Source organism: Caballeronia sp. dw_276 (genome assembly GCF_018449635.1).
In the GTDB taxonomy this organism is placed as follows: domain Bacteria; phylum Pseudomonadota; class Gammaproteobacteria; order Burkholderiales; family Burkholderiaceae; genus Caballeronia.
In genome coordinates this window covers 60,749-85,097 of the sequence record NZ_JAAVUV010000014.1, presented here as the reverse complement: position 1 = coordinate 85,097, position 24,349 = coordinate 60,749, and the positions used below count along the sequence as shown (strand labels likewise).

21 protein-coding genes are annotated in these 24,349 nt (G+C 59.6%); 14 read left to right on the top strand and 7 right to left on the bottom strand.

Annotated elements, in window-relative coordinates; translation table 11 throughout:
* The first annotated feature begins 26 nt into the window (after positions 1-26).
* Positions 27-1,319 (top strand): phospholipase A, encoded by a 1,293-nt coding sequence (locus tag HB633_RS25580; RefSeq protein ID WP_213780900.1) that lies wholly within the window; start codon positions 27-29, stop codon positions 1,317-1,319.
* Positions 1,320-1,387: 68 nt separating this feature from the next.
* Complete coding sequence (locus HB633_RS25575) at positions 1,388-1,591, top strand: DUF1289 domain-containing protein (protein WP_213780899.1); 204 nt, start codon at positions 1,388-1,390, stop codon at positions 1,589-1,591.
* A 21-nt stretch (positions 1,592-1,612) separates the two neighbouring features.
* On the opposite strand, the gene HB633_RS25570 is transcribed toward HB633_RS25575, so the two are convergent.
* The 5 genes from HB633_RS25570 to HB633_RS25550 form a co-directional block, all read right to left on the bottom strand.
* Entirely contained in the window at positions 1,613-2,773 is a 1,161-nt protein-coding gene (locus HB633_RS25570; RefSeq protein ID WP_213780898.1) for a nitronate monooxygenase family protein, read from the bottom strand.
* Between the two features lie 216 nt (positions 2,774-2,989).
* Positions 2,990-4,582 (bottom strand): ABC-F family ATPase, encoded by a 1,593-nt coding sequence (locus HB633_RS25565; RefSeq protein ID WP_213780896.1) that lies wholly within the window; start codon positions 4,580-4,582, stop codon positions 2,990-2,992.
* 128 nt (positions 4,583-4,710) lie between these two features.
* On the bottom strand, positions 4,711-6,156 hold the full coding sequence (gene thrC / locus HB633_RS25560; RefSeq protein ID WP_213780895.1) for a threonine synthase: 1,446 nt from the start codon (positions 6,154-6,156) through the stop codon (positions 4,711-4,713).
* A gap of 10 nt (positions 6,157-6,166) precedes the next feature.
* Positions 6,167-7,483 carry a homoserine dehydrogenase gene (locus HB633_RS25555; RefSeq protein ID WP_213780894.1) on the bottom strand — a complete coding sequence of 439 codons (1,317 nt, stop codon included), beginning with the start codon at positions 7,481-7,483 and terminating at the stop codon, positions 6,167-6,169.
* Positions 7,484-7,509: 26 nt separating this feature from the next.
* Complete coding sequence (locus tag HB633_RS25550; RefSeq protein ID WP_213780893.1) at positions 7,510-8,748, bottom strand: aminotransferase class I/II-fold pyridoxal phosphate-dependent enzyme; 1,239 nt, start codon at positions 8,746-8,748, stop codon at positions 7,510-7,512.
* Positions 8,749-9,246: 498 nt separating this feature from the next.
* Between HB633_RS25550 and HB633_RS25545 the strand changes: the two genes are divergently transcribed.
* From HB633_RS25545 to HB633_RS25490, 12 genes are all read left to right on the top strand, one after another.
* Positions 9,247-9,621, top strand: a complete 375-nt coding sequence (locus tag HB633_RS25545; protein ID WP_255581158.1) for an Mth938-like domain-containing protein — start codon at positions 9,247-9,249, stop codon at positions 9,619-9,621.
* Between the two features lie 338 nt (positions 9,622-9,959).
* Positions 9,960-11,633, top strand: a complete 1,674-nt coding sequence (locus HB633_RS25540; RefSeq protein WP_213780891.1) for a glycosyltransferase family 39 protein — start codon at positions 9,960-9,962, stop codon at positions 11,631-11,633.
* 86 nt (positions 11,634-11,719) lie between these two features.
* Positions 11,720-12,091, top strand: coding sequence for an SMR family transporter (locus HB633_RS25535; RefSeq protein ID WP_213780890.1), 372 nt, complete (start codon positions 11,720-11,722; stop codon positions 12,089-12,091).
* A gap of 67 nt (positions 12,092-12,158) precedes the next feature.
* Positions 12,159-13,310, top strand: a complete 1,152-nt coding sequence (locus tag HB633_RS25530) for a DegT/DnrJ/EryC1/StrS family aminotransferase (protein WP_213781049.1) — start codon at positions 12,159-12,161, stop codon at positions 13,308-13,310.
* 67 nt (positions 13,311-13,377) lie between these two features.
* Positions 13,378-14,406 carry a glycosyltransferase gene (locus HB633_RS25525; RefSeq protein WP_213780889.1) on the top strand — a complete coding sequence of 343 codons (1,029 nt, stop codon included), beginning with the start codon at positions 13,378-13,380 and terminating at the stop codon, positions 14,404-14,406.
* Between the two features lie 10 nt (positions 14,407-14,416).
* Positions 14,417-15,403: a formyltransferase gene (locus HB633_RS25520; protein ID WP_213780888.1), complete on the top strand. Its 987-nt coding sequence runs from the start codon at positions 14,417-14,419 to the stop codon at positions 15,401-15,403.
* Entirely contained in the window at positions 15,400-16,449 is a 1,050-nt protein-coding gene (locus HB633_RS25515; RefSeq protein WP_213780887.1) for a bifunctional UDP-4-keto-pentose/UDP-xylose synthase, read from the top strand. Before HB633_RS25520 ends, HB633_RS25515 begins: the two co-directional genes overlap by 4 nt.
* Before the next feature lie 9 nt (positions 16,450-16,458).
* A complete protein-coding gene (locus tag HB633_RS25510) occupies positions 16,459-17,355 on the top strand; it encodes a polysaccharide deacetylase family protein (protein WP_213780886.1) in 897 nt (298 codons plus the stop codon).
* Between the two features lie 169 nt (positions 17,356-17,524).
* Positions 17,525-17,986: a redoxin domain-containing protein gene (locus tag HB633_RS25505; RefSeq protein ID WP_213780885.1), complete on the top strand. Its 462-nt coding sequence runs from the start codon at positions 17,525-17,527 to the stop codon at positions 17,984-17,986.
* A 459-nt stretch (positions 17,987-18,445) separates the two neighbouring features.
* Positions 18,446-20,296: a PhoH family protein gene (locus HB633_RS25500; protein ID WP_213780884.1), complete on the top strand. Its 1,851-nt coding sequence runs from the start codon at positions 18,446-18,448 to the stop codon at positions 20,294-20,296.
* 191 nt (positions 20,297-20,487) lie between these two features.
* Entirely contained in the window at positions 20,488-21,609 is a 1,122-nt protein-coding gene (locus HB633_RS25495; RefSeq protein ID WP_213780883.1) for an NlpC/P60 family protein, read from the top strand.
* Between the two features lie 106 nt (positions 21,610-21,715).
* Positions 21,716-22,522, top strand: a complete 807-nt coding sequence (locus tag HB633_RS25490; RefSeq protein ID WP_213780882.1) for an SDR family oxidoreductase — start codon at positions 21,716-21,718, stop codon at positions 22,520-22,522.
* A 56-nt stretch (positions 22,523-22,578) separates the two neighbouring features.
* Here the strand turns inward: HB633_RS25490 and HB633_RS25485 are convergent, their stop codons facing one another.
* On the bottom strand, positions 22,579-23,589 hold the full coding sequence (locus HB633_RS25485) for an inorganic phosphate transporter (RefSeq protein ID WP_213780881.1): 1,011 nt from the start codon (positions 23,587-23,589) through the stop codon (positions 22,579-22,581).
* Between the two features lie 29 nt (positions 23,590-23,618).
* Positions 23,619-24,245 (bottom strand): DUF47 domain-containing protein, encoded by a 627-nt coding sequence (locus HB633_RS25480; protein WP_056353092.1) that lies wholly within the window; start codon positions 24,243-24,245, stop codon positions 23,619-23,621.
* Between the last annotated feature and the right edge of the window lie 104 nt (positions 24,246-24,349).

Below are 24,349 nucleotides of genomic sequence, written 5' to 3'. Positions count from 1 at the left end.
ATCTACGCAACAAGGACGATCGTTTCATGGCCCGAGGCCCATTGCAGTTCATCAACCGCTTGCCCGAGCGCGATATTGCCCGCGTTTTCCGTTTCACCCCGCTCGCCGCCGCTCTAGGCGCAGGCCTTTGCTGGGCAGCGACGGCGCATGCAACTGTCTCGGTGCTGCAACCCGTTCGGGAAGCCGCTGCCCAGCAACCGCTGGAACTCACGCTTCTCTACAGCGACGACGACAAGAAGTCTCTCACTGTCGATGTCCCTCGCAACCTGACCGTCACGCTGACAAACGGCGACCTGCCGCCCAAACCCCTGGCGCTCGAACGCGAAGCCAACGTACCCGACAAACTCACCCTGCGCCCCGGTCAGTACAGAAAGGTCCGATACTCGGCGCCCTGGCCTGAAACGGCCCGTGGCACGGTGAAGGTCGATCCAGTGGGTTTCGATTCATCGCCAATGCTGATCGTGCTCAATCGCGGCGAGAAGCAGGCTCAAGTAGTCGCCGCCGAAACCGCCGAGACTCAGGCGAAAACGCCTCAGCAACTGGCGAGCGCTGAAGCAGCGGCCAATACATCGGCCGTACCGACGCCCACCAGCGACCGCATGTTGAGCGGCCGGTTATCGACGTTCGAGCCCATGTATTTCGCCGATGGCCAGAACGGCGACAACCTCGCCAAATTCCAGTTCAGCTTCAAGTACCGGCTAATGCTGCCCGACGATCCGCGCTCGCGCAGTTTCCTTGACAACTTGTATCTGGCTTACACGCAGACATCGATCTGGGACTTGTCCGCGGAATCCGCGCCCTTTCGCGACACCAGCTATCAGCCGCAATTGTTCTACTACTTGCAGGACACGGGCTGGAAGAGTTCGCTCTGGTCGCGCATGGGCGTGACGGCGGGTATTGGCCATGAATCGAACGGCAAGAGCGGCGCCGATTCGCGCGCGATCAACATTGCGTTCGTACGTCCGAGCTGGGATTTCGGCGATGTCAATTCGAACCACTTGACCATATCGCCGAAGATTTACTACTACATCACGAAGAGCGGCAACGAAGATATCCAGGACTATCGCGGTTATGTGGACCTGCTTGTCAAATATGGCAGCCCGGAAAGCTGGCAACTCGCGGCGACCTTGCGCAAAGGGACCAAAGCAAAATACGGCAGCGTCGATGCCCAGTTCACGTACCCGCTCGCGAAGCTGATCAACAGCGCCTGGGGCGGTTATCTTTGGGTGGGATATTTCAACGGTTACGGCGAAGACATTCTCGACTACAACCAGCGGCAACACTGGATCGCGCGTATCGGATACAGCATTGCGCGGTAAAATCGGGTTCACTTTTCGCGCGAGCGCTGCCGTTTTGACATAGGCGGCGTCCGCTTTACAGGCGTCTTATGGCATCGAATCTTCACGATCTACCCGACAGCCCGTGTATTGGCGTGTGCTCGACTCTCTTCGACGACATCTGCAAGGGTTGCGGCCGCACCGCCTTCGAAGTCTCAAATTGGGTATTTCTCAGCGACGACGAGAAGCGCGCGATCTGGGAGCGCATCAACCGCGAAGGCTCGGCGATGCGCTTCACACGCGACAAGGCCTGATTCCGGGCTGTATAGGCGCCGTCAGGCAGGCAGCGCCGCAGGACGAATATCCGCGACCAGCAAGTCGAGCAATTCGCGCACGGTGCGAATCGCCGAACCGAACGGCAGCGCCTCGCGTCCGCGAAAGAACAACCCGGTCTGGCGATCGCCACGAAGGGCCGCGGACAGACGGGCATCGATGCAAAAATGCCCGAATTTCTCGATGCCGTCACGCCAGCCACAAGCAACCAGACAATTGAGTCCGGTCTCGCATACTTGCTGTGTCGTGCCGATTTTCTCGCGGATCTTTGTTTCCTGACGCATGTACTTCACGAGCCAGGGCGTCTTTACGGCGCGCGCCGGCAAACCGGTCACGCTCACGAATTCGGCAATGTCGTCAGGTTTTGCATCGGCGAGAATGCGCTTGAATTCCGGATGCGCATCACCTTCTTCCGTCACAGCGAACGCCGTTCCGAGTTGCACGCCGGACGCGCCGGCAGCAAGCCAGTGACGAACGGCGGCGTGACTGTCGATGCCCCCCGCCACGATCAGCGGAATCTGCGTGCGGCTGAGGCCGAGTGCATCGAAGGTCAGCATGGTTTCCTCGATCACGCGCGCGAAATCAAAACGCTCACTCGAGATGTCCTCCACGCTCGCCACGCCTAGATGGCCGCCCGCGTGCGCCGGATGTTCGATCACGATGGCGTCTGGCAGACGGTTTTTCTTCATCCACTTCTTGAGCACCAGCGCAATGCCGCGGCTATCCGAAAGAATGGGGATCAGCGCGATATCGACGCCTTGGGTCATGTCCGGCAGATCGAGCGGCAACCCCGCGCCCATGACGATGGCATCAGCGCCGCTTTCGCACGCCGTTTGCACCGCCGCGGCGTAGGAAGCGACCGCACGCATCACGTTCACGGCAACCATGCCACGGCCTTCGCTGAGTTCCTTGGCCGCAATGATTTCCCGGCGCAGCGCTGTCTGGTTCGCGGCTTCGAGCGTTGCGAGAACCGGGTCCTGCCGGCACTGCTCCATCAGGTCGGGATGATGATGACGCAAGTCGATGCTCGCGATCGTGCCCATTGCGCCCTCTCTCGCAACCGAACCGGCCAGCCGATGCGCGGACACGCCAACGCCCATGCCTCCCTGCACAACAGGAAGCAAGGTGCGGCCGCGGATGGTCAGGGGGGAAAGAGGCGTCATGTGGGGGTCAACTCCTGCGTCAAAAGTTTTGAGCTTGCAGGAGGTTAGACAAACGCACGTTGCGTTTTATCAACCAAGTTCAACTACGCCGTGTTTCGTTTAAGTGAACGTGTTTGCGGTTTGTTTTGTTGCGGATTTCGGGTTCACTTTCCACATACACAAACGGCCCGCTTCCTTACGAAGCGGGCCGTTTGCGGTGGCTACTCGACTACAGTTTTACTGAATGCCCTGGCTCGCCAGCAGCTCTTCATATGTGCCACCAAAATCACGAATCGTGCCGTCGTTTTTCACTTCGATCACGCGGTTTGCCAATCCGTTCACGAACTCGCGGTCATGCGACACGAAAATCAGCGTGCCTTCATACTTCTCGAGCGCGATCTGCAAGGACTCGATCGATTCCATGTCCATGTGGTTGGTCGGCTCATCCATCAACAAGACGTTCGGACGGCCGAGCATCAGCTTGCCCCAGATCATGCGGCCTTTTTCGCCACCCGAGAGCACCTTCACTGATTTCTTGATGTCGTCCGCGTTGAAAAGCAGACGGCCGAGCGTCCCGCGCACCATCTGGTCATCATCACCGTCCTGACGATACTGATCCACCCAGTCTGTCAGCGTCTCGTCCTTCGGGAACTCTTCGTACGTGTCCTGCGGCATGTAGCCAACCAGCGCGTTTTCCGCCCACTTGACCGTGCCGCCGTCCAGCTCGATCGCGCCCTTCAGCGCGCGCAGCAGCGTGGTCTTGCCCGCACCGTTCTCGCCAATGATTGCAATCCGCTCGCCCGGTTGCACGCTCAGGTTGAAGTGATTGAAGATGGTCCGGTCGTACTTCTTGGTGATGCCGTCGGCCACGACCGCGATGTTGTGCAGCTTCTTCTCGAATTCAAAACGAATGAACGGGTTTTGACGCGACGAAGGCTTGAACTCCTCAATCTTGATCTTTTCGATTTGTTTTGCACGGCTGGTTGCCTGGCGCGCCTTCGATTTGTTCGCAGAAAAGCGGCGCACGAAGTCCTGCAAATCGGCCACGCGATCCTTCGCCTTCTGATTCGCGCTGGCCTGACGTTCACGCGCCTGGGCCGAAGCCAGCATGTAGTCGTCGTAATTGCCCGGATACACTTTGAGCGTGCCGTAATCCATGTCCGCCATGTGCGTGCAGACCTGGTTCAAAAAGTGCCGATCGTGGGAAATGATCACCATGGTCGAGTTGTACTGATTCAGTACATCTTCCAGCCAGCGGATTGAGGTGATATCCAGGTTGTTGGTCGGTTCATCGAGCAGCAGCACGTCCGGCTTCGAAAACAGGGCCTGAGCCAACAGCACGCGCAACTTCCAGCCTGGCGCGACGTTGCTCATCGGTCCCATATGGTCTTCGATCGCAATGCCGATTCCCAAAAGCAGTTCGCCTGCCCGCGCTTCAGCCGTGTAGCCGTCGTATTCCGCGAACTTCGCTTCGAGTTCCGCGGCGTGCATGTAGTCGTCGTCGGTCGCGTCCGGGTTCGCATAAATGGCGTCGCGCTCGGACATGGCGTTCCACATCTCCGTGTGACCCATCATCACGACGTCGATCACACGCATGTCTTCATACGCGAACTGATCCTGCCGCAATTTACCCAGGCGCACGTTCGGCTCGAGCATTACGGTGCCCGAGCTCGGTTCCAGGTCGCCACCCAGGATTTTCATGAGCGTGGATTTGCCGCAGCCGTTCGCCCCAATCAGGCCGTAGCGATTTCCTTCCCCGAACTTGACCGAAATGTTCTCGAAGAGGGGCTTCGGCCCGAATTGCATGGTGATGTTGGCAGTAGACAGCACAGCGCGTCCTTTTGAATGGTGTACGGCGAAAAACCTGCAATTTTAGCAGTTTTTGCGACGATTTGCGGCGTTGCAGCGGAATCAGACGGCGGAGCCCTCCGGACCGCCCGCCGCCGCGTGTCCCGAGCCTATACGCGCTCAGCGATGTACGCCTTCACCACGCCCGCGTCGGCGCTCACGATATCGAATTTCTGTGGCAATTCTTCCATGCCAATAAAAGCTGCCGGACGTTCCGGCTCGCGCTGCAAGGCTTCCCGGATGGTCTCGCCGAATTTGATTGGCTGCGCGGTTTCCAGCACGATCATTGGAATACCCGGCTTCAGGTGTTCGCGCGCCACCTTCAGGCCGTCGGCCGTGTGGGTGTCGATCATGGTGTTGTATCGGTTGAATGCGTCGCGAATGGTTTCCACGCGATCCGCATGGCTGCTGCGGCCCGACACAAAACCGAACTCCTTTACGCGCGCATAGTCTCCGCTTGCTGCCAGATCAAAACCGCCTTTTTCCTCGACGTCGTGGAAAAGTTGCAACACGCGAGTGGGGTCGCGGCCGAGCAGATCGAACACGAAACGCTCGAAATTCGATGCCTTCGAGATATCCATGCTCGGGCTCGTAGTGTGATACGTCTCGGCGGCCGTACGCACACGATAAACACCCGTGCGGAAAAATTCGTCCAGCACGTCGTTTTCGTTCGTGGCGACGACGAGTTGCTCGATTGGCAAGCCCATCATCCGCGCAATATGCCCCGCGCAGACATTGCCGAAATTACCCGACGGCACCGTGAACGACACGCATTCGGCGTTCGACTTCGTCGCGGCGAAATAGCCCTTGAAGTAATAGACGACCTGCGCAACCACGCGCGCCCAGTTGATCGAATTGACCGTGCCGATCTTGTTGGCGGCCTTGAACGCGTGATCGTTCGATACAGCCTTGACGATGTCCTGGCAGTTATCGAAATTGCCGGCCACCGCCAGGTTGTAAATGTTCGGGTCCTGCAGCGAGAACATCTGTGCAGTCTGGAACGCGCTCATTTTCTGATGCGGCGAAAGCATGAACACACGCACGCCCTGTTTGCCGCGCATCGCATATTCAGCGGCGCTACCTGTGTCGCCGGAAGTCGCGCCGAGAATGTTGAGCGTCTCGCCATGCTTGGCCAACGTGTACTCGAACAGATTGCCGAGCAACTGCATGGCCATGTCCTTGAACGCGAGCGTCGGTCCGTTGGACAACTCCAGCAGTGATAGCGTCGTGCCGTTTTCCACGCCAAGCGTCTTGATCGGCGTGATCTGCGAAGCGCTTTCGTGATCGCGAACGTTGCTGTACGTACTAGCCGTATAAGTGCGCCGTGTGAGCGAACGCAGGTCTTCCTCGGGGATATCGTCGCTGAACTTGCGCAGGATCTCGTAAGCGAGATCGGCATAAGACAGCGAGCGCCATGCGTCCAGTTCCTGCGCCGTGACACGCGGATACTCCGCGGGCAAATAAAGGCCGCCGTCCTTGGCGAGGCCGCCAAGAAGGATGTCCGAGAAAGTGTGGCGCTCGCCTATTCCGGCGCCGCGGGTCGAGATGTAGTTCATTTTCGAAGCCTTATTTCATTCCTTCCATGCGCAGTTTCGTTACCTTCGAAACCACCGTGGAGAGCGCCTCGATCTGCATGATCGCTGCGTTGATTTCCTTTTCGACCGTTTCGTGCGTGAGCAGGATGATGTCGGTCTCGCCTTTGTCTTCGCCGTTGACGTGTTCGGATTCCTTCTGCAGCAAGGCATCGATCGAGATCACCTTGTCCGCGAGAATCCGCGTGATATTGGCGAGCACGCCGGTCACATCCGCCACGCGCAAGCGCAGGTAATAGCTGCTCGTGACTTCTTCGATTGGCAGGATCGGCGTATTCGCGAGGCTGTCCTGCTGAAAGGCCAGATGCGGCACGCGATGCTCAGGATCCGCAGTATGCAGGCGTGTCACGTCCACGAGATCCGCGACCACCGCCGACGCCGTTGGCTCAGCGCCTGCGCCCTTGCCGTAATAAAGCGTGGTGCCCACAGCGTCACCATGGACGACGACCGCGTTCATTGCGCCTTCCACGTTGGCGAGCAAGCGCTTTTCCGGAATCAGCGTGGGATGCGTGCGCAATTCGATACCTTTTTCCGTCCGGCGCGCGATACCCAGCAGCTTGATCCGGTAACCCAGATCTTCGGCATAGCGAATATCGATTGCATCGAGCTTGCTGATGCCTTCCACATACGCGCGGTCGAATTGCACGGGCACACCGAACGCGATCGCGCTCATGATCGTGACCTTGTGCGCCGCGTCCACGCCTTCAATGTCGAAGGTCGGGTCGGCTTCGGCGTAACCCAGTTCCTGTGCCGCTTTCAATGCGGTCGCGAAATCGAGCCCGCGATCGCGCATTTCCGAGAGAATGTAGTTCGTCGTACCGTTGATGATTCCCGCGATGTACTCGATCCGGTTGGCCGTCAGCCCTTCGCGCAGCGCCTTGATGATCGGGATGCCGCCAGCGACCGCTGCCTCGAACGCCACCATCACGCCTTTCTTGCTGGCGGCTTCGAAAATCTCGCTGCCGTGCACGGCGAGCAGCGCCTTGTTCGCCGTCACCACGTGCTTGCCGTTCGCAATCGCGCGCAGCACCAGGTCACGCGCCACACCCGTGCCGCCAATCATTTCGGCCACGATATCGATGGAAGGATCGTCCACCACTGAATTGAAGTCAGTCGTGATCTCGATACCCTCGGCGCCCGTCACCTTGGACGGCGTGCGCACGGCAATGCGCGAAATTTCAATGCCACGTCCGGCGCGCCGTTTGATTTCTTCCTGATTGCGGCGCAGCACCGTGAAGGTGCCGCTGCCGACCGTGCCGAAGCCCAGCAGGCCAACTTTGATCGGTTCCATTGCAGCGTAAGTCTTTTAAGAGAGGATTAGACAGAGTGACGCTTTCGATAACCATCGAGAAAGCGCGCGATACGGTTGATCGAATCAGCCAGATCGTCCACGTTCGGCAGGAACACCACGCGAAAATGATCGGGCGCCGGCCAGTTGAAACCCGTGCCCTGCACGAGCAGCGTACGTTCTTCAAGCAACAGATCCGTGATGAATTGCTGGTCGTCGACAATCGGGTACATCTTCGGGTCGAGCTTCGGGAACATATACAGCGCCGCTTGCGGCTTGACGCAGCTCACGCCGGGAATGGCCGTCAGCATGTCGTAGGCGAGCTCGCGCTGCTTGAACAGGCGCCCGCCCGGCAGGATCAGGTCGTTGATGCTCTGATACCCCCCCAGCGCCGTCTGGATGGCGTACTGTCCCGGCACGTTCGCGCACAGGCGCATGGACGCGAGAATCCCGAGCCCTTCCATATAGTCGTTGGCGACACGGCGGTTTTCGCCCGTCAGGCCGGAAATGAACATCCAGCCCGCACGATAACCGCACGCCCGGTAGCTCTTCGACAAGCTGTTGAACGTCACCGTCAGCACGTCCTCGGACAACGCCGCGACCGCTGTGTGCTTGCGGCCGTCGTAGACGATCTTGTCGTAGACCTCGTCGGCGAAGATGATCAGGCCGTGCTTGCGCGCGATCTCGATCATTTCGGTCAGCAACGCGTCGGAATACAGCGCACCGGTCGGGTTGTTCGGATTGATGATGACAAGCGCCTTCGTGTTCGGCGTGATCTTCGAGCGCAGGTCGTCGAGATCGGGCATCCAGTCGGCGGATTCGTCGCAGAGATAATGTACGGGCGTGCCTGACGACAGGCTTACCGCCGCCGTCCAGAGCGGATAGTCGGGCGCGGGCAGCAGCACTTCGTCGCCGTCGTTGAGCAAGCCCTGCATGGCCATCACGATCAATTCGGACGCGCCATTGCCAATGTAGATATCGTCCAGCTCCACGCCAAGCACGCCCTTTTGCTGCGTGTAATGCATGATCGCCTTGCGCGCGGCGAACACGCCCTTCGAGTCCGAATATCCCGACGACGTCGGCAGATTGCGGATCATGTCCTGAATGATCTCGTCCGGCGCGTCGAAACCAAACGAGGCCAGATTGCCGATATTGAGCTTGATGATCCGGTGGCCTTCGTCCTCGAGACGCTTCGCATGCTCGAGCACGGGGCCGCGAATGTCATAACAGACGTTCTGTAATTTATTGGACTTAAGAATCGGTTTCACGGCGGGAAGGCTCACTCGGTTACTTGAATCAGGCTCTGTTGGTTATTAGGTGCAGTCGGCGGCCAAGGTCGGCGAAGGACACAAACAAAGGGCATTGCAGCCTGCGCTGCGAAGCATTCCACCAAGGTCGCAATCGCGCCCACGCAAGAGATCCGGTCGGAAATGCGGCAACGACATGGGACCGGGTGGACGTCATGGCGCCAATGCCAGGCAGAAACTTCGAAATTCCGGAAGGCAGCGCAGAACAGGCAGTCTAGCGAAAATGCGCCGGATAAAGGCGGGTTTGGGCTCAAACGTGTGATTTTTGGCCATTCGGCCAAGGGAAAACGCCCTTTTTTCGGGTGTCGGCAAGCTGCTTGTGGCGGCACGCGAAGCACTGCGCCGTCGGGGCTCGCAACCCGCAAACGGCTGAAAAGTTATAATTTAGCGGATTAAGCGTGACTTTCGCAAATGTATGCAGTCGCTCCTTGCCATCAACCCGCTTGTCGGACAATCGATTTGAAATTACATCAGGAAGCCAGCGGCGCGCTCAACACCATCACGAGTTACGGCGCCGATTACGTCGCGATCAATCTTCAGCGCCACGAAGGCAGCATCATCGTGATGCCGGAAAGTCCTGTGATCCAGTGGCCCGTCACGTCATTCGAGGCGCTCACGCCCGAGAATTTCGATGCGTTGCTCGAACTCGCGCCTGAAGTCGTCGTGTTCGGCAGCGGCTCCCGGCTGCGTTTCCCCCATCCGCGCCTCACGGCCAGACTCACGCAGCAGCGCATTGGCGTTGAAACGATGGACTTCGGCGCCGCATGCCGCACTTACAACATTCTGATGTCCGAAGGCCGCCGGGTCGCGGCCGCGCTCTTGCTCGAAGCATAGTCCGCGCTTGCTGAACCGGTTCAACACCCCGTCCAAACGCCCAGGCGCGGGATTGGTGCCCCAGTACGATAAACTGCCGCCCGGCGGCTGTGTCGCAACGGCCTGGACCCTCGCTCTTCGACGAAAAGCCGAAACGCCGCGCGCTTCTTCACCTACCCGCCCATTCGGCCAGCTTGTGCACAGTGTCGAAGCAGCGGAACCTGCGTGTGTTCACCGAGCGTATGCATGCTGATATCTGGAGCCTGCCTAAGCCGCCCTTAAGTCTCGATGCGTCACACTCGAGCCCCTTTTTGAATTTGCTTTTCGCCGCACAAGTGGCACTGGACAGGTCGACTTCTATGAACGATACGCCTTACCGGCTACCGCTCACCCGCCTCTCGCTTCTATTGTTGATCGCCGCACTCGCCGTGATCTGGTTCGCGCCGCTCGGCCTGCGCCATCTCGTTCCGAGCGATGAAGGCCGTTACGCGGAAATGGCCCGCGAAATGTTCGTGACCGGCGACTGGATCACGCCTCGCTACAACGGCTACAAATATTTCGAAAAACCGCCGCTGCAAACCTGGGCAAACGCGCTGACGTTCGCATGGTTTGGGATCGGCGAATGGCAAGCGCGGCTCTATACAGCACTGACAGGCTTTGCCGGCGTGCTTTTGATCGGCTATACCGGTGCCCGGGTATTCAACGGCGTGACGGGGTTTTGCGCGGCCGTCGTGCTCGCAACCTCGCCGTACTGGAACCTGATGGCCCATTTCGACACGCTCGACATGGGTTTGTCCTTCTGGATGGAATTGACGCTTTGCGGCTTGCTGCTCGCCCAGTGCCCCAACCTGCCCGCCAGTCGGGTACGGCTCTGGATGTGGCTTTGCTGGGCCGGCATGGCGCTCGCGCTACTGTCAAAGGGATTGGTCGGGTTGATTCTGCCAGGGGCGGTTCTGGTGCTGTACACCTTGATCGCGCGCGACTGGGCCCTCTGGAAGCGCCTTTACATGGGTAGCGGCCTGATTCTGTTTGCGATCATCTCCGTGCCCTGGTTCGTCCTCGTACAGATGAAGAACCCGGAGTTTCTGAACTTCTTTTTCATCGTTCAGCAGTTCCAGCGCTATCTGACGCCTGAACAGAACCGGCCAGGCGCGTTCTACTATTTCGTACCCGTGCTGATTGTCGGATTCCTGCCCTGGCTGTCTGTCGCTTTCCAGAGCGCACGCCATGCAGTGAAAGTGCCGCGCCAGCCAAACGGTTTCGCGCCGGTCACGTTGCTGCTGGTCTGGACGGCCTTCATCTTCCTGTTCTTCAGCGCGTCGCATTCAAAACTTCTGTCATACACGCTGCCGATCGCTCCATCGATCGCGTTGCTGATTGCCATCTATTTGCCCTTGCTGACGCGCGTGCAATGGAGCCGGCACCTGATCGGCTACGCTGTGTTTTTGGTCGCCGCGGCATTCGGCGCGATCTTTCTGGGTCGAATGGGGAGCGGTCATACACCCAACTACCTTTACCGTGAATTTCAGCTTTGGGTGTACGCCGCTCTCGCCGTTGCGTTCGTAGTCACGCTCGCCGCCATCTGGTACAACCGCCGCAGTTCGATCGGGGGCGTTGTATTGTTGGGCGCGGCCTGGCTGTTGATCGGGACGATTGCCGGAACCGGACACGATGTCTTCGGCCGCGAAAGTTCCGGCGTGAAGCTGGTGCCGGCCGTCAAGGCCGCCATGGCAAGACTCCCCGCCGACACGCCGTTCTACTCGGTCGCCAAGCTCGATCACACCATGCCGTTCTATCTTGGACACACCATGATCATGGTCCAGGAGCCCGACGAGCTGCAGTTCGGCGTGACGACGGAGCCGCAGAAGTGGCTGCCGACCGTCGATGCCTGGATTCAGCGCTGGAATGCCGACCGGTATGCTCTCGCACTAATGCCGCCCGGCCAGTATGACGACTTGCTCGCGAAAAACGTGCCGATGAAAGTGATTGCGCGCGACGACCGGCGGGTCATTGTGGAAAAGCCGCAGCCTTGAAACAATGGCGCGGCGTTTCGACAGGCCATTTCGTACAACGATGCTGCACCGCAATGCGCCGATAAAAACCACTATTACGGTCCACGATGAACCCTATATCCTTCATTTGCATCATCACCGGCGTCATGTTGAACGCCGGCGCGCAGTTGCTGCTCAAAGCCGGTGTGAACAACGTTGGGCATTTCGAGTTCACGCCGTCGAACATTGTGCCGATCGGCCTGAAGATCGCGACGCAATGGCCGATCATCGGTGGCCTCGCCTGCTATGTGTTCAGCGTCGTGGTGTGGATCGTAGGGTTATCGCGGGTCGACGTTTCTGTGGCTTATCCCATGCTTTCATTGGGTTACGTAGTGAACGCGTTCGCGGCGTGGTATTTGTTTGGTGAAATATTGTCGATGCAGCGTCTGGTCGGTATCGGCATCATCCTGATTGGCGTGGTGGTGTTGACTCGCAGCTAGCATCGGCTTCGCGATTGTCCGCACCTCGCTGTCCCACTTTTTACGCAGAGACTCCATGACCCAGAACGTGACCTCCAAAACGCTGCCTTTCCTGCCGTTCGTGCGCTCCGAGATTGACGAAGAGACGATCCAGGGCGTCGCCGAAGTACTCCGTTCCGGCTGGATCACGACCGGACCACAAAACACGCAATTCGAAGCCGAACTGTCCGATTACTGCGGTGGCCGTCCGGTGCGCACGTTCAACTCCGGCACCGCGACCATGGAAATCGGCTTGCGCATTGCGGGCGTGGGCGAAGGCGACGAGGTCATCACCACGCCAATGACCTGGGTGTCGACCAGCAATGTGATTATCGAAACGGGCGCGACGCCGGTTTTCGCGGACATCGATCCGGTCACGCGCAATATCGACTTGGATCTGCTGGAAAAAGCCATCACGCCGCGTACCAAGGCAATCCTGCCGGTGTATCTCTCGGGGTTGCCCGTGGACATGGACAGGCTCTACGGCATTGCGCGCGAGCACAAATTGCGGGTGATCGAAGACGCGGCGCAAGCCTTCGGTTCCACGTGGCGCGGCAAGAAAATCGGCTCGTTCGGCGACATTGTTTCGTTCAGTTTCCACGCGAACAAGAACGTCACGTCCATCGAGGGCGGCGCGCTTGTCCTGAACAACGAGGAAGAAGCGACTCTTGCGCAAAAGTACCGGCTGCAGGGCATCACCCGCACGGGCTTCGACGGTATGGATTGCGACCTGCTTGGTGGCAAATACAATCTCACCGACGTCGCCGCTCGCGTCGGTCTGGGGCAGTTGAAGCACGTCGAGCGTTTTACGGAGAAACGCCGTGAACTGGCGCGCGCATACTTCGAGAATTTCGCCAACGGCTCGGCCGTGCGCACGGGCGTGCAACTACCGGTGCAGAACTTCACCGACAGCAACTGGCATATGTTCCAGATTGCCCTACCGCTCGAACGGCTGTCGCTCACGCGCTCGGAGTTCATGGGGCAGATGAAGGAGCGCGGCATCGGCACGGGCGTGCATTACCCGGCGCTGCATTTGTTCACCTTGTACCGGGCGCGCGGGTTTCACGAAGGCATGTTCCCGCACGCCGAAAAGTACGGCGCATCGACGGTGACCTTGCCGCTTTTCACGCAGATGACCCAGGACGACGTCACGCGGGTCGTGCAAGCCGTAGATGAAATCTGCGCGGCGCACACCAAATAAGAAAAAGCCGCGCCGCGGCCGGCGCAGCATCAATTGATCACGGATATCTAGCGGAACCATCGCCAATATGAGTCAAACCGATTTTCTGCCGACCGGACCCGAACTGACGGTCGTGGTCCCGGTGTACAACGAGGAAGACGGCCTCGCCGCGCTCTTCTCGCGCCTGTATCCGGCGCTCGATGCGCTTGGTGCAACGTACGAGGTCATCTTCATCAACGACGGCAGCCGCGATAAATCCGCGGCGCTGCTCGCGCAGCAATTCCGCGCGCGTCCTGACACCACGCGCGTGATCCTGCTCAATGGCAATTACGGCCAGCACATGGCCATCCTCGCCGGTTTCGAGCAGTCGCGCGGAGAAAGCGTCATTACGCTCGACGCGGACTTGCAGAATCCGCCCGAGGAAATCGGCAAGCTGCTCGCCAAGATGCGCGATGGTTACGACTACGTTGGCACGATCCGCCAGCAGCGGCAGGACAGCTTCTGGCGCAAAAAAGCATCGCGGCTGATGAACCGCTTGCGCGAACGCATCACACGCATCCGCATGACTGACCAGGGCTGCATGCTGCGCGGCTATAGCCGCCATATCATCGATACCATCAACCGTTGCGGCGAAATCAACACCTTCATTCCGGCCCTCGCCTACACGTTTTCGCAAAATCCCATCGAAATCGATGTCGCGCACGAAGAGCGTTTTGCGGGCGAATCGAAGTATTCGCTGTACAGCCTGATCCGCCTGAACTTCGATCTCGTGACCGGCTTCTCGGTCGTGCCGCTGCAATGGTTGTCGTTTATAGGTGTGATTCTTTCCGTGGGATCTGCGGGTCTTTTCCTGCTGCTGTTGGTCCGGCGCTTCATGTTCGGTGCGGAAGTTGAAGGTGTGTTCACGCTGTTCGCCATCACGTTCTTCATGCTCGGCGTGATCATCTTCGCGCTGGGGCTGCTCGGCGAATATATCGGCCGGATTTATCAGCAGGTTCGGGCGCGGCCGCGTTACCTGGTGCAGACCATCCTGGAAGAACGCGACGGCCAGATTTCGCGCACCAAGCCGCGCCAGGAAGCCGTCGCCGCGATCACACGCGAGGTCGATCCGTCATGAGGTCGTCTCTATGAAACCGCGCGCGGTCGTATTCGCGTATCACAACGTCGGCGTGCGTTGCCTGCAGGTGTTGCTCGCGCGTGGCGTGGACGTGGCGCTGGTCGTCACACACGAAGACAATCCAGACGAAAACATCTGGTTTGGCAGCGTGAAATCGGTAGCCGCCGATCACGGTATCAACGTGATCACGCCCACCGATCCCAAATCGCCCGAGTTGTACGCCACCATCGCCGGGCTCGCGCCGGATTTCATCTTCTCGTTCTACTACCGGCATATGCTGCCGGTCAACGTGCTCGCGCTTGCCGCGCGCGGCGCGTACAACATGCATGGCTCGTTGCTGCCGAAATATCGCGGTCGCGTTCCCACCAACTGGGCCGTATTGAACGGTGAAACGGAAACCGGCGCGACGTTGCATGAAATGGCCGCTAAACCCGACGCCGGGGCGATTCTGGCCCAGACGCCCGTCCCCATTCTCCCGGACGACACTGCGAGCCAGGTCTTCGACAAAACCACGGTCGCCGCCGAGCAGACGCTTTGGCGCGTGTTGCCCGCGCTGATCGCGGGAGAAGCGCCGCATCTGCCGAACGACCTTAGCAAAGGCACCTATTTCGGTGGCAGAAAGCCGGAGGATGGGCGCATCGACTGGACGAAACCGGCGCAGCAGGTCTACAACCTGATCCGCGCGGTCGCGCCGCCGTATCCGGGCGCATTCACGGATATTGGCCATGCGCGCTTCATCGTTGCACGAGCCCGGCTCGTGCCCGAAAACGGCCTGCCCGGCATCGCAGCCGATACCGCGCAGGCACTCGGGAATTTGCCCCCCGGCCTGCACGTGAAGGATAATGCGCTGTTTGGCGTATGCGGCGATGGCCGCGTCGTCGCCATCCGTGAACTACGGCAACCATTCGTGGACGAAAGCCAGACACCAGCCGGCGGCGAACGCGTCGTCAGTCCCGCCGAATTCGGCCGACTCACTCAATCACTTCCTCATTCATGAAAAAAGTCCTGATCCTGGGTGTCAACGGCTTCATTGGCCACCACCTTTCCAAGCGCATTCTCGAGACGACCGACTGGGAAGTCTTCGGTATGGACATGCAGCGCGATCGCCTGGGCGACCTCGCGAATCACGAGCGCATGCATTTCTTCGAAGGCGACATCACGATCAACAAGGAGTGGGTCGAATATCACATCAAGAAGTGCGATGTGATCCTCCCACTGGTCGCGATTGCAACGCCCGCAACGTACGTCAAACAGCCGCTGCGCGTGTTCGAACTCGACTTCGAAGCAAATCTGCCGATCGTGCGTTCCGCTGTGAAATACGGCAAACACCTCGTGTTTCCGTCAACGTCCGAGGTGTACGGCATGTGCACGGACGAGCAGTTCGATCCGGAAGAGTCGCAACTGTCGTACGGCCCGATCAACAAGCCGCGCTGGATCTACGCGTGCTCGAAGCAACTGATGGACCGCGTGATCTGGGGTTATGGCATGGAAGGCCTGAACTTCACGCTCTTTCGCCCGTTCAACTGGATCGGCCCGGGCCTCGACTCCATCTACACGCCGAAGGAAGGCAGCTCGCGCGTCGTCACGCAATTCCTCGGTCATATCGTGCGCGGCGAGAACATCAGTCTGGTCGATGGCGGCGCGCAGAAACGTGCATTCACGGATATCGATGACGGCATCGGCGCGTTGATGAAGATCATCGAGAACAAGAACGGCGTGGCCACGGGCAAGATCTACAACATCGGCAATCCGAGCAACAATTTCTCGGTGCGCGAGCTCGCGAACAAGATGCTGAAGCTCGCAAACGAGATCAGCGAGTACGCGGAGAGCGCGAAGACCGTGCAACTGGTCGAGACTTCGTCGGGCGCTTATTACGGCGCGGGTTACCAAGACGTGCAGAATCGCGTGCCAAAGATCGACAACACGATTGAAGAGCTCGACTGGAAGCCGGTCGCGACCATGGACGACGCGCTGCGCAAGATTTTCGAAGCGTATCGCGGCGATGTGGCTACGGCCCGGCGCCTCGTTGAAGACCAGAGTTAAGGGCGGCGCGTGGCTCGCATCGTCCTGAAAATCGACGTCGACACATTGCGCGGCACGCGCGAAGGCGTGCCGAATCTGGCGCGTCTGCTCGACAAATATCACGCCCGTGCGACCTTCCTGTTCAGTCTCGGACCCGATCACACCGGCTGGGCGCTACGCCGTGTGTTTCGCCCGGGTTTTCTGAAGAAGGTCTCGCGAACGTCGGTAGTCGAGCATTACGGCGTGAAGACGCTTATGTACGGCGTGCTGCTGCCCGGGCCGGACATCGGGCGTCGCGCCGTTGCCGAAATGCGCGCCATCCACGAAGCCGGTTTCGAGTGCGGTATTCATACGTGGGATCACGTCTACTGGCAGGACAATGTCCGCGCCGGCAATCGCGAGTGGACTGCGGCGCAAATGCAGCGCAGCCACGCGCGTTTCAACGAGATTTTCGGTGCGCCGCCGGTCACGCATGGTGCAGCGGGCTGGCAAATGAACGGTTACGCGTTCGAGCAGATCGATGCCTGGGGCATGAAGTACGCGTCCGACGGACGTGGGCACACGCCCTACATTCCTGTTCTCGACGGCCGTGTCCTGGACCACGTCCAGATGCCGACCACGCTGCCCACGCTCGATGAGGTTCTGGGTGTCGACGGCGTAGACGTCAGCAACGTGGCCGCGCATCTGCTCGGGCTGACATCGAAGCAAAATCACGATCAGGTCTTTACGCTTCACGCCGAACTCGAGGGACAAAAGCTCGCGCCGGTTTTCGAGCAAATGCTGGCTGGCTGGAGCGCTCAAGGTCACACTTTCTGCACGATGGGCGACTATCATGCGGCGCTGGACCGCTCGGCGCTGCCCACGTACCCTGTTTCGTGGGGCGAAATTCCCGGCCGCGCGGGCGAACTGATCCTGCAGCCTGATTGATGCCTTGTGCGGCTCAGCGTGTTCGCCGGAAAAGCGGAACCGGCTTTCAGAAATGCGTCCCTCGTCCGCGCCACCCGCTACACGACCGCCGAACTACCGTTTCAACGTGCCCGCCCGCCAGAAACTGGCGTCCGGACACGCGCCATCGATAAAAAAGAGGAGAAGCTCCGTGCCGATCGCAGTCGATCAACCCGTTCCCGATTTCACCGCACCCGCAACCGGCGGCGACTTTTCGCTGTCCAGCCTGAAAGGCAAGAAAGTCGTGCTGTTTTTCTATCCGAAGGACAACACGCCGGGCTGCACGACCGAAAGCCTGCAATTTCGCGATCTCTACGACCGGTTCAAGGCGGCAGGCGCTGAAGTCATCGGCATATCGCGTGACAGCGTGAAATCGCACGACAACTTCAAGGCGAAGCTCGAACTGCCCTACACACTTGTATCCGACTCCGACGAAGCCATTTGTTCGCTTTTCGGCGTCATCAAAATGAAGAAGATGTATGGCAAGGAAGTGCGTGGAATCGAGCGTTCGACCTTCCTTCTCGACGCCCACGGCGTGCTTCGCCGGGAGTTCCGTGGCGTAAAGGTTCCAGGGCACGTCGAGCAGATTGTGGAAGCTGTACAAGCGCTTTGAGGCACGTTATATTGACTCGCAATGAGCGCATGCCCCTTCCTCCATTTCTCTTTACGTAGCGCCCGGTGTAGCGCGGTAATCCCCGCGGCCGGCACGGGTCTCCGCTACACGCAACCCTCGGGACTTATGTATTTCCCGGGCGGCGCGAAGGACGAAAGGAGTCAGGAAGCAGACGCTGTCGAGCCGCTGGTCCCAACGTCCGGGACGGCGGCTTTTTTGTTTGCGGACGCTCCTTCAGCCGCTGCGCGCCGCGCCGTCCGCGCGTTTCCACTCCCGTTTGATCTTCAGGACGCAACTTCCAAGGAGCCGATCGAAATCTAGGCGAACCGGCGTTTTCGAAACCGAAGCGCGTCACCGGGCGCAAACTGCATCAAAGTCAGGCCCTGTTTGTTACAGGCCTACCCAGCAGGATGCGACAGGCGACGCACGACATACGATCCGATCCTTTCGAGGGAAACCATGCCTTTGCCTACCGCACCCGTCAAGCTCGGCAACCTCCTGCCGTCTGAAGAATACAAAGCCAAAGCCCGGCCTGCCCGAACATCGAAGAAGCAGGCGAGCGACGGCGATCTGGCCACCGCCGAGACCGACACCGATTTCGCCGCTCCCGTAGGCGTTTCGCGCCCAGCTGCCGCAAACACAGCAAACACGTTGCGCGCAATCGCTAGCGAAACGCTCGCGAATGCCGCGAAAGGCTCGGCCGTCGAAGCTTCCGATACCGCGCCCGCCGCGCGCACGCGTCGCACCAAGCAGACCGCAGCCTTGCTGCAGCCGGCTTCAGCACCGGCCGAACAGGTCGAGACAACGCAGCCGGTCCAGGCCCGCGTGCATTCCGAGGCGCCCGCTACTCCGGTAGTAGCCGCCGCGCAACCGCGCGTGCAGCAAAAGCGCCGTCAGCGCGGCCAGCCGGAAAACGAGATCGGCAAGCTCTTCGTGCTCGACACAAACGTGCTGATGCATGATCCGTCATCGCTGTTCCGGTTCGAGGAGCACGACGTCTATCTGCCCATGATGACGCTCGAGGAACTCGACAACCATAAGAAAGGCATGTCGGAAGTGGCGCGCAATGCGCGCCAGGTCAGCCGCACGCTGGATGCACTGGTCGCTCACGTCGGCGAGATGTCGGCTGGATTGCCGCTTTCCGCCCTGGGTAACCGCGATGCAACCGGTCGTCTCTATTTCCAGACCACGCTGACGGATATCGAACCGGTTGAGGGTTTGCCTGTTGGAAAGGCCGATAACCAAATTCTCGGCGTGGTCCGCGCGCTGCAAAAGGAACGCACGGATCGCCAGGTCGTGCTGGTGTCGAAAGACATCAACATGCGTATCAAGGCCCACGCGCTTGGCCTGCCCGCAGAAGATTATTTCAACGATCAGGTCCTCGAAGACAAGGATCTGCTCTATTCCGGCGTGCGCGCACTGCCTTCGGACTTCTGGACGAAGCACGCGAAGGGCATGGAAAGCTGGCAAGACACGAAGACGGGCACGACGTATTACCGCGTGACCGGTCCGCAATGCGCGTCCATGCTGGTCAACGAGTTTGTGTACTTCGAGCCGCAGAACGGCGAGCCGTCGTTCTATGGCATCGTGCGTGAGCTCAACGGCAAGACAGCGCTGCTGCAAACGCTGCGTGACTACAGCCATCACAAGAACAACGTGTGGGGTATTACATCGCGCAACAGGGAGCAGAACTTCGCGCTGAACCTGCTGATGAACCCGGATGTGGATTTCGTCACGCTGCTGGGTCAGGCCGGTACGGGCAAGACTTTGATGGCGCTGGCCGCCGGCCTCGCGCAAGTGCTCGACGACAAACGCTACAACGAGATCATCGTGACCCGGGCAACAGTTCCGGTCGGCGAAGATATCGGCTTTTTGCCGGGCACCGAAGAGGAAAAAATGCAGCCGTGGATGGGCGCATTCGATGACAACCTCGAAGTCCTGCAGAAAACAGACGATGCCGCCGGCGAATGGGGTCGTGCCGCGACGCAAGAGCTGATCCGGTCACGCCTGAAGGTCAAGAGCATGAACTTCATGCGCGGACGGACGTTCGTGGACAAGTACGTGATCATCGATGAAGCGCAGAACCTGACGCCCAAGCAAATGAAAACGCTTGTCACCCGGGCAGGTCCGGGCACGAAGATCGTCTGCCTGGGCAATATTGCCCAGATCGATACGCCTTATCTGACCGAAGGCAGCTCGGGCTTGACGTACGTGGTCGACCGCTTCAAGGGCTGGACGCATAGCGGGCACGTCACGCTGGCGCGCGGCGAGCGTTCGCGTCTGGCTGATTACGCTTCCGATATCCTTTAATTCGTCAGTGCACTTGGAAAGCCCGGCAAGCATCGCTTGCCGGGCTTTTTTTGTGGTTTTTTGTCACCGTTGAAACCGCACTTACAGCGTAAACCTCAAGTGACTTATCAAGAAAACTTGCCGCAGGCCCGGCTGACGGGCTAGTATCGCGAGACCGTCATCACGGCGAGCAAGCTCGCTCGCCCTCTCCAATGCGCCGATTCTGGTCACTGTTGCTGCTCACTTTTCTCGTTGCCGCGTGTTCCAGCGCGCCGCAGCGGGTATCGCGTGCACCGGTCGAATCGGGCACGACGGCCGCCAACCGCACGTTCGCCAAGCCATCCGGCTTCCCGAATTTCGTCGATCACAGCGTGGGCCGCGAAGAAATCTCCATCCAGGCGATGTCGCTCGTCGGCGTGCCGTATCGTTGGGGTGGAAATACGCCGGAAGCTGGTTTTGATTGCAGCGGACTGGTTCGGTACGTGGTCGACCGCGCGGCTTCGGTCAATCTGCCGCGCACGACCGCCGACATGAGTTCGCGCGGCGAATCCATCGAACCGGACGAGGTCGCGCCCGGCGACCTGATTTTCTTTAACACCACGGGGCGCGCGCATTCGCATGTCGGAATTTACGTGGGCAAGCTGCGGTTCGTGAACGCGCCATCCACGGGCGGGACCGTCCGGCTTGATTACCTCACGAACCCCTATTGGGCAAAGCGTTTCGATGGCATTCGCCGCGTCGCAGCGCCGAAAGCGGCCCCAACGCCATTCGATTCGCCGACGTATCTGGCGTCACCGGCTCCTGCCGACGGCACGCCGAGCCGTTCGTCGCAAACGCAAGTTGCGGCGACTGGCAGCAGAACCGCCAGCGCCTCTGACCAATTCGAACCGCCGCCCCCGGCGTTATCGGCCGCTCGGCAACAAGCGCAATCAGCGGGCGCAGTGTCGCCGGTCACGGCGAGCGCGAATCCAGGCTCTGATCCGTTCGAACCACCGCCATCCGCGCTCTCCGCCGCTCGACGTCAGGCGCAAGCCGCCAACGCGATCTCGCCCGCTCGCCAGCCGCAACCAGAATCCAGTGCGATTGCAGCAGCATCGAACTCACCGGACCCTATCGCGGCCGCCGCCGACGCCTTCGAACCACCGCCGCCGACCGCCCGCCTCGCCGCCCAGCAAGTGCGCTCGGTGCAGGAACAACAGCCATCGTCTGCGACGCGTCTTCCTGCTTCGGACCCGGCCGTCCACGTGATGCGTGCATCGACCAATCCGCTCGCACCCACGCGTCCCGCTTCTTCCGATGACCCTATCGCGAAGTTCGCCAACGGCAGCTATTAAGCTCGAAGCATCACGCGCCTTTCAGCACATCCCCTACGCGCACGTCCGGGTGGCCTCTGCTATCGTGTGTTGCTAACCGATATCAGCCTCGATAAGGAGTGACCTCATGGACCTGGGACTTGCCGGCAAAGTCGTGCTCATCACCGGCGGCAGCAAGGGCATTGGCTTCGCGTGCGCCAAGGCGTTTGCAGCGGAAGGCGCACGAGTCGCGATTGTTTCGCGCGATGCAGCGAACCTCGCACGCGCCCGCGAACAACTGGCGCAAGACGGCCACCACGTGCACCTCGCGCGCGCCGACCTTCACGAACCCCATAGCGTGCAGGACGTGGTGGAAGAAGCCACGAGCGCGCTTGGCCCAATCGATATCCTCGTGAACTCCGCGGGCGCGGCGAAACGTTACGATCCAGATCTGCTCGACGCCGACGCCTACAAGGCCGCGATGGAAGCCAAGTACTTCCCGTGCATTTATCCGCAACAGGCCGTGCTCAAGAAGATGGCGGAACGCCTGAAAGCCGACCCGAAAAGTGCGCCAGGCGCGGTGGTCAATATCATCGGAATGGGCGGAAAGATTGCGAGCGATATTCATATCGCCGGCGGTGCGGCAAACGCGGCGCTCATGCTGGCCACGGTCGGTCTCGCGCATCATTACGCAAAGCTTGGGATTCGCATCAACGCGATCAACCCGGGCGCAACGTTGACAGAACGCGTGGAGGAGTCGCTTGCGCTCGAGGCAAAACGCCAAGGCATCACGCGCGACGAAGCGTTGGCCTTGAGTCAGGCGAAAGTGCCGCTCGGCCGATACGCAACCCCTGAAGAAATCGCCAACGTTGCTTTGTTCCTGGCGAGCCGTCAGGCGAGTTATGTGTCGGGCGCGATCATTCCCATGGACGGCGTTGGCGCACCGCTGATCTGAAAATGAAAACGGGCGATATCAATCGCCCGTTTTTCAAGCTTGACTGGCCGGTTGGCTCAGAAAAAGTGGCGGCCAAGCCACCACGCGCCGGCAGCCATTACGGCCGACGCTGGAATGGTCAAAATCCACGCCCAGACAATATTTCCTGCGACGCCCCAACGCACCGCGCTGAATTTCTGCGTCGCGCCGACACCGACAATCGCGCCGGTAATCGTATGCGTGGTCGAAACCGGAATCCCAAGAAACGACGCCACGAACAGCGTGATTGCCCCGCCCGATTCCGCACAAAACCCACCGACGGGTTTCAGCTTCGTGATCTTCTGCCCCATCGTGCGCACGATGCGCCAGCCGCCGAACAAGGTGCCGAGTCCCATCGAAAGATAGCATCCGCCGATCACCCAGATTGGCGGCGCGTCGGCCGTAGCCGATGCATAGCCGGCGGCAATCAGCAGCATCCAGATGATGCCGATGGTTTTCTGCGCGTCGTTGCCGCCGTGGCCCAAGCTATAAAGTCCCGCCGATACCAGTTGCCATCGCCTGAAACGCCGGTCCACTTTCGATGGAGGCGTTCGGAAATACATCCACGAGACGATCAGCATGAAGAGCGACCCGAGCACGAAACCGAGCAGCGGCGAGATAAAAATGAACGAAACGGTCTTGAGTAAGCCGTCCATATTGAGCGAACCCCAGCCGGACTTGGCCCAGGCCGAACCCACCAGACCGCCAATCAGCGCATGCGATGAACTCGACGGAATGCCGTAGTGCCACGTGATGATGTTCCAGCCGATGGCCCCGACCAGCGCTCCGAAGATCACATATTGATCGACGATAGCCGGGTCGATAGTCCCTTTGCCCACGGTCGCCGCCACCTTCAAATGGAAGATGAAATACGCGATGACGTTGAATGCGGCGGCAAAAGCCACGGCCTGCTGAGGTTTCAGCACGCCGGTTGATACGACGGTTGCAATGGAGTTGGCGGCGTCGTGGAAGCCGTTCATGAAGTCGAAAACCAGCGCGACCACGACGAGCGTAATGACAGCCCAGAGGGCGAGTTGAATCGAATGCATCGTTTATCGGGTGAGTGGCGCGGCTGAAATCAGGCGTTTTCCAACACGATGCCTTCGATGATGTTCGCAACATCCTCGCATTTGTCGGTGATCGTTTCCAGCAACTCGTAGATTGCCTTCAACTTGATCAGCGTCTTGACGTTGTCCTCTTCGCGGAAGAGTTTCGACATGGCCGAGCGCAGCACACGGTCCGCGTCTGACTCCAGACGGTCAATTTCTTCGCAAATCTTGAGGATTTCGCTAGCGCGCTTCATGTCGGCGAGAAGCTGCACGGCTTGCTGCACGCGCTCGGACGTCGCCGTGCAAATATGCGCCAACTGGCTCATTTCCGCGGTCGATTCGCGCACGTCGTAAAGCGAAATTGCGGTGGCGACGTCCTCCATCAGGTCCAGGATGTCGTCCATGGTCGTGATGAGCTTGTGGATTTCGTCGCGATCGAGCGGCGTGATAAAGGTCTTGTGCAGCAGGTCGATGGTTTCGTGCGTGAGTTTGTCAGCACGTTTTTCGTTCGTCTGGACGTTCTGCTTATGGACTTCCATCTGGTCCATGTTGTCGATCAGCAGTTCGAGTTCGTGGCTCGCGTCGACGATGCACTTCGCGTGCGCATTGAAGATTTCGAAAAATTTGCCCTCGGTGGGCATGAATCGACCGAACATGAAAATCCCGGAAAGTGGCTCAAAGTGGCGCTGACATAAAACCGCCACATTGTACCTTCGCGGGAACGCCACCGCACTCTGGATTGGTATCAATCCGAGTGCGG

Coding starts and splice junctions, on each gene's coding strand:
- HB633_RS25485 (WP_213780881.1), bottom strand. CDS start 23,589: ATGCATTCGATTCAACTCGCCCTCTGGGCTGTCATTACGCTCGTCGTG.
- HB633_RS25540 (WP_213780891.1), top strand. CDS start 9,960: ATGAACGATACGCCTTACCGGCTACCGCTCACCCGCCTCTCGCTTCTA.
- HB633_RS25575 (WP_213780899.1), top strand. CDS start 1,388: ATGGCATCGAATCTTCACGATCTACCCGACAGCCCGTGTATTGGCGTG.
- HB633_RS25500 (WP_213780884.1), top strand. CDS start 18,446: ATGCCTTTGCCTACCGCACCCGTCAAGCTCGGCAACCTCCTGCCGTCT.
- HB633_RS25555 (WP_213780894.1), bottom strand. CDS start 7,483: ATGGAACCGATCAAAGTTGGCCTGCTGGGCTTCGGCACGGTCGGCAGC.
- HB633_RS25480 (WP_056353092.1), bottom strand. CDS start 24,245: ATGTTCGGTCGATTCATGCCCACCGAGGGCAAATTTTTCGAAATCTTC.
- HB633_RS25490 (WP_213780882.1), top strand. CDS start 21,716: ATGGACCTGGGACTTGCCGGCAAAGTCGTGCTCATCACCGGCGGCAGC.
- HB633_RS25495 (WP_213780883.1), top strand. CDS start 20,488: ATGCGCCGATTCTGGTCACTGTTGCTGCTCACTTTTCTCGTTGCCGCG.
- HB633_RS25525 (WP_213780889.1), top strand. CDS start 13,378: ATGAGTCAAACCGATTTTCTGCCGACCGGACCCGAACTGACGGTCGTG.
- HB633_RS25520 (WP_213780888.1), top strand. CDS start 14,417: ATGAAACCGCGCGCGGTCGTATTCGCGTATCACAACGTCGGCGTGCGT.
- HB633_RS25580 (WP_213780900.1), top strand. CDS start 27: ATGGCCCGAGGCCCATTGCAGTTCATCAACCGCTTGCCCGAGCGCGAT.
- HB633_RS25570 (WP_213780898.1), bottom strand. CDS start 2,773: ATGACGCCTCTTTCCCCCCTGACCATCCGCGGCCGCACCTTGCTTCCT.
- thrC (WP_213780895.1), bottom strand. CDS start 6,156: ATGAACTACATCTCGACCCGCGGCGCCGGAATAGGCGAGCGCCACACT.
- HB633_RS25515 (WP_213780887.1), top strand. CDS start 15,400: ATGAAAAAAGTCCTGATCCTGGGTGTCAACGGCTTCATTGGCCACCAC.
- HB633_RS25535 (WP_213780890.1), top strand. CDS start 11,720: ATGAACCCTATATCCTTCATTTGCATCATCACCGGCGTCATGTTGAAC.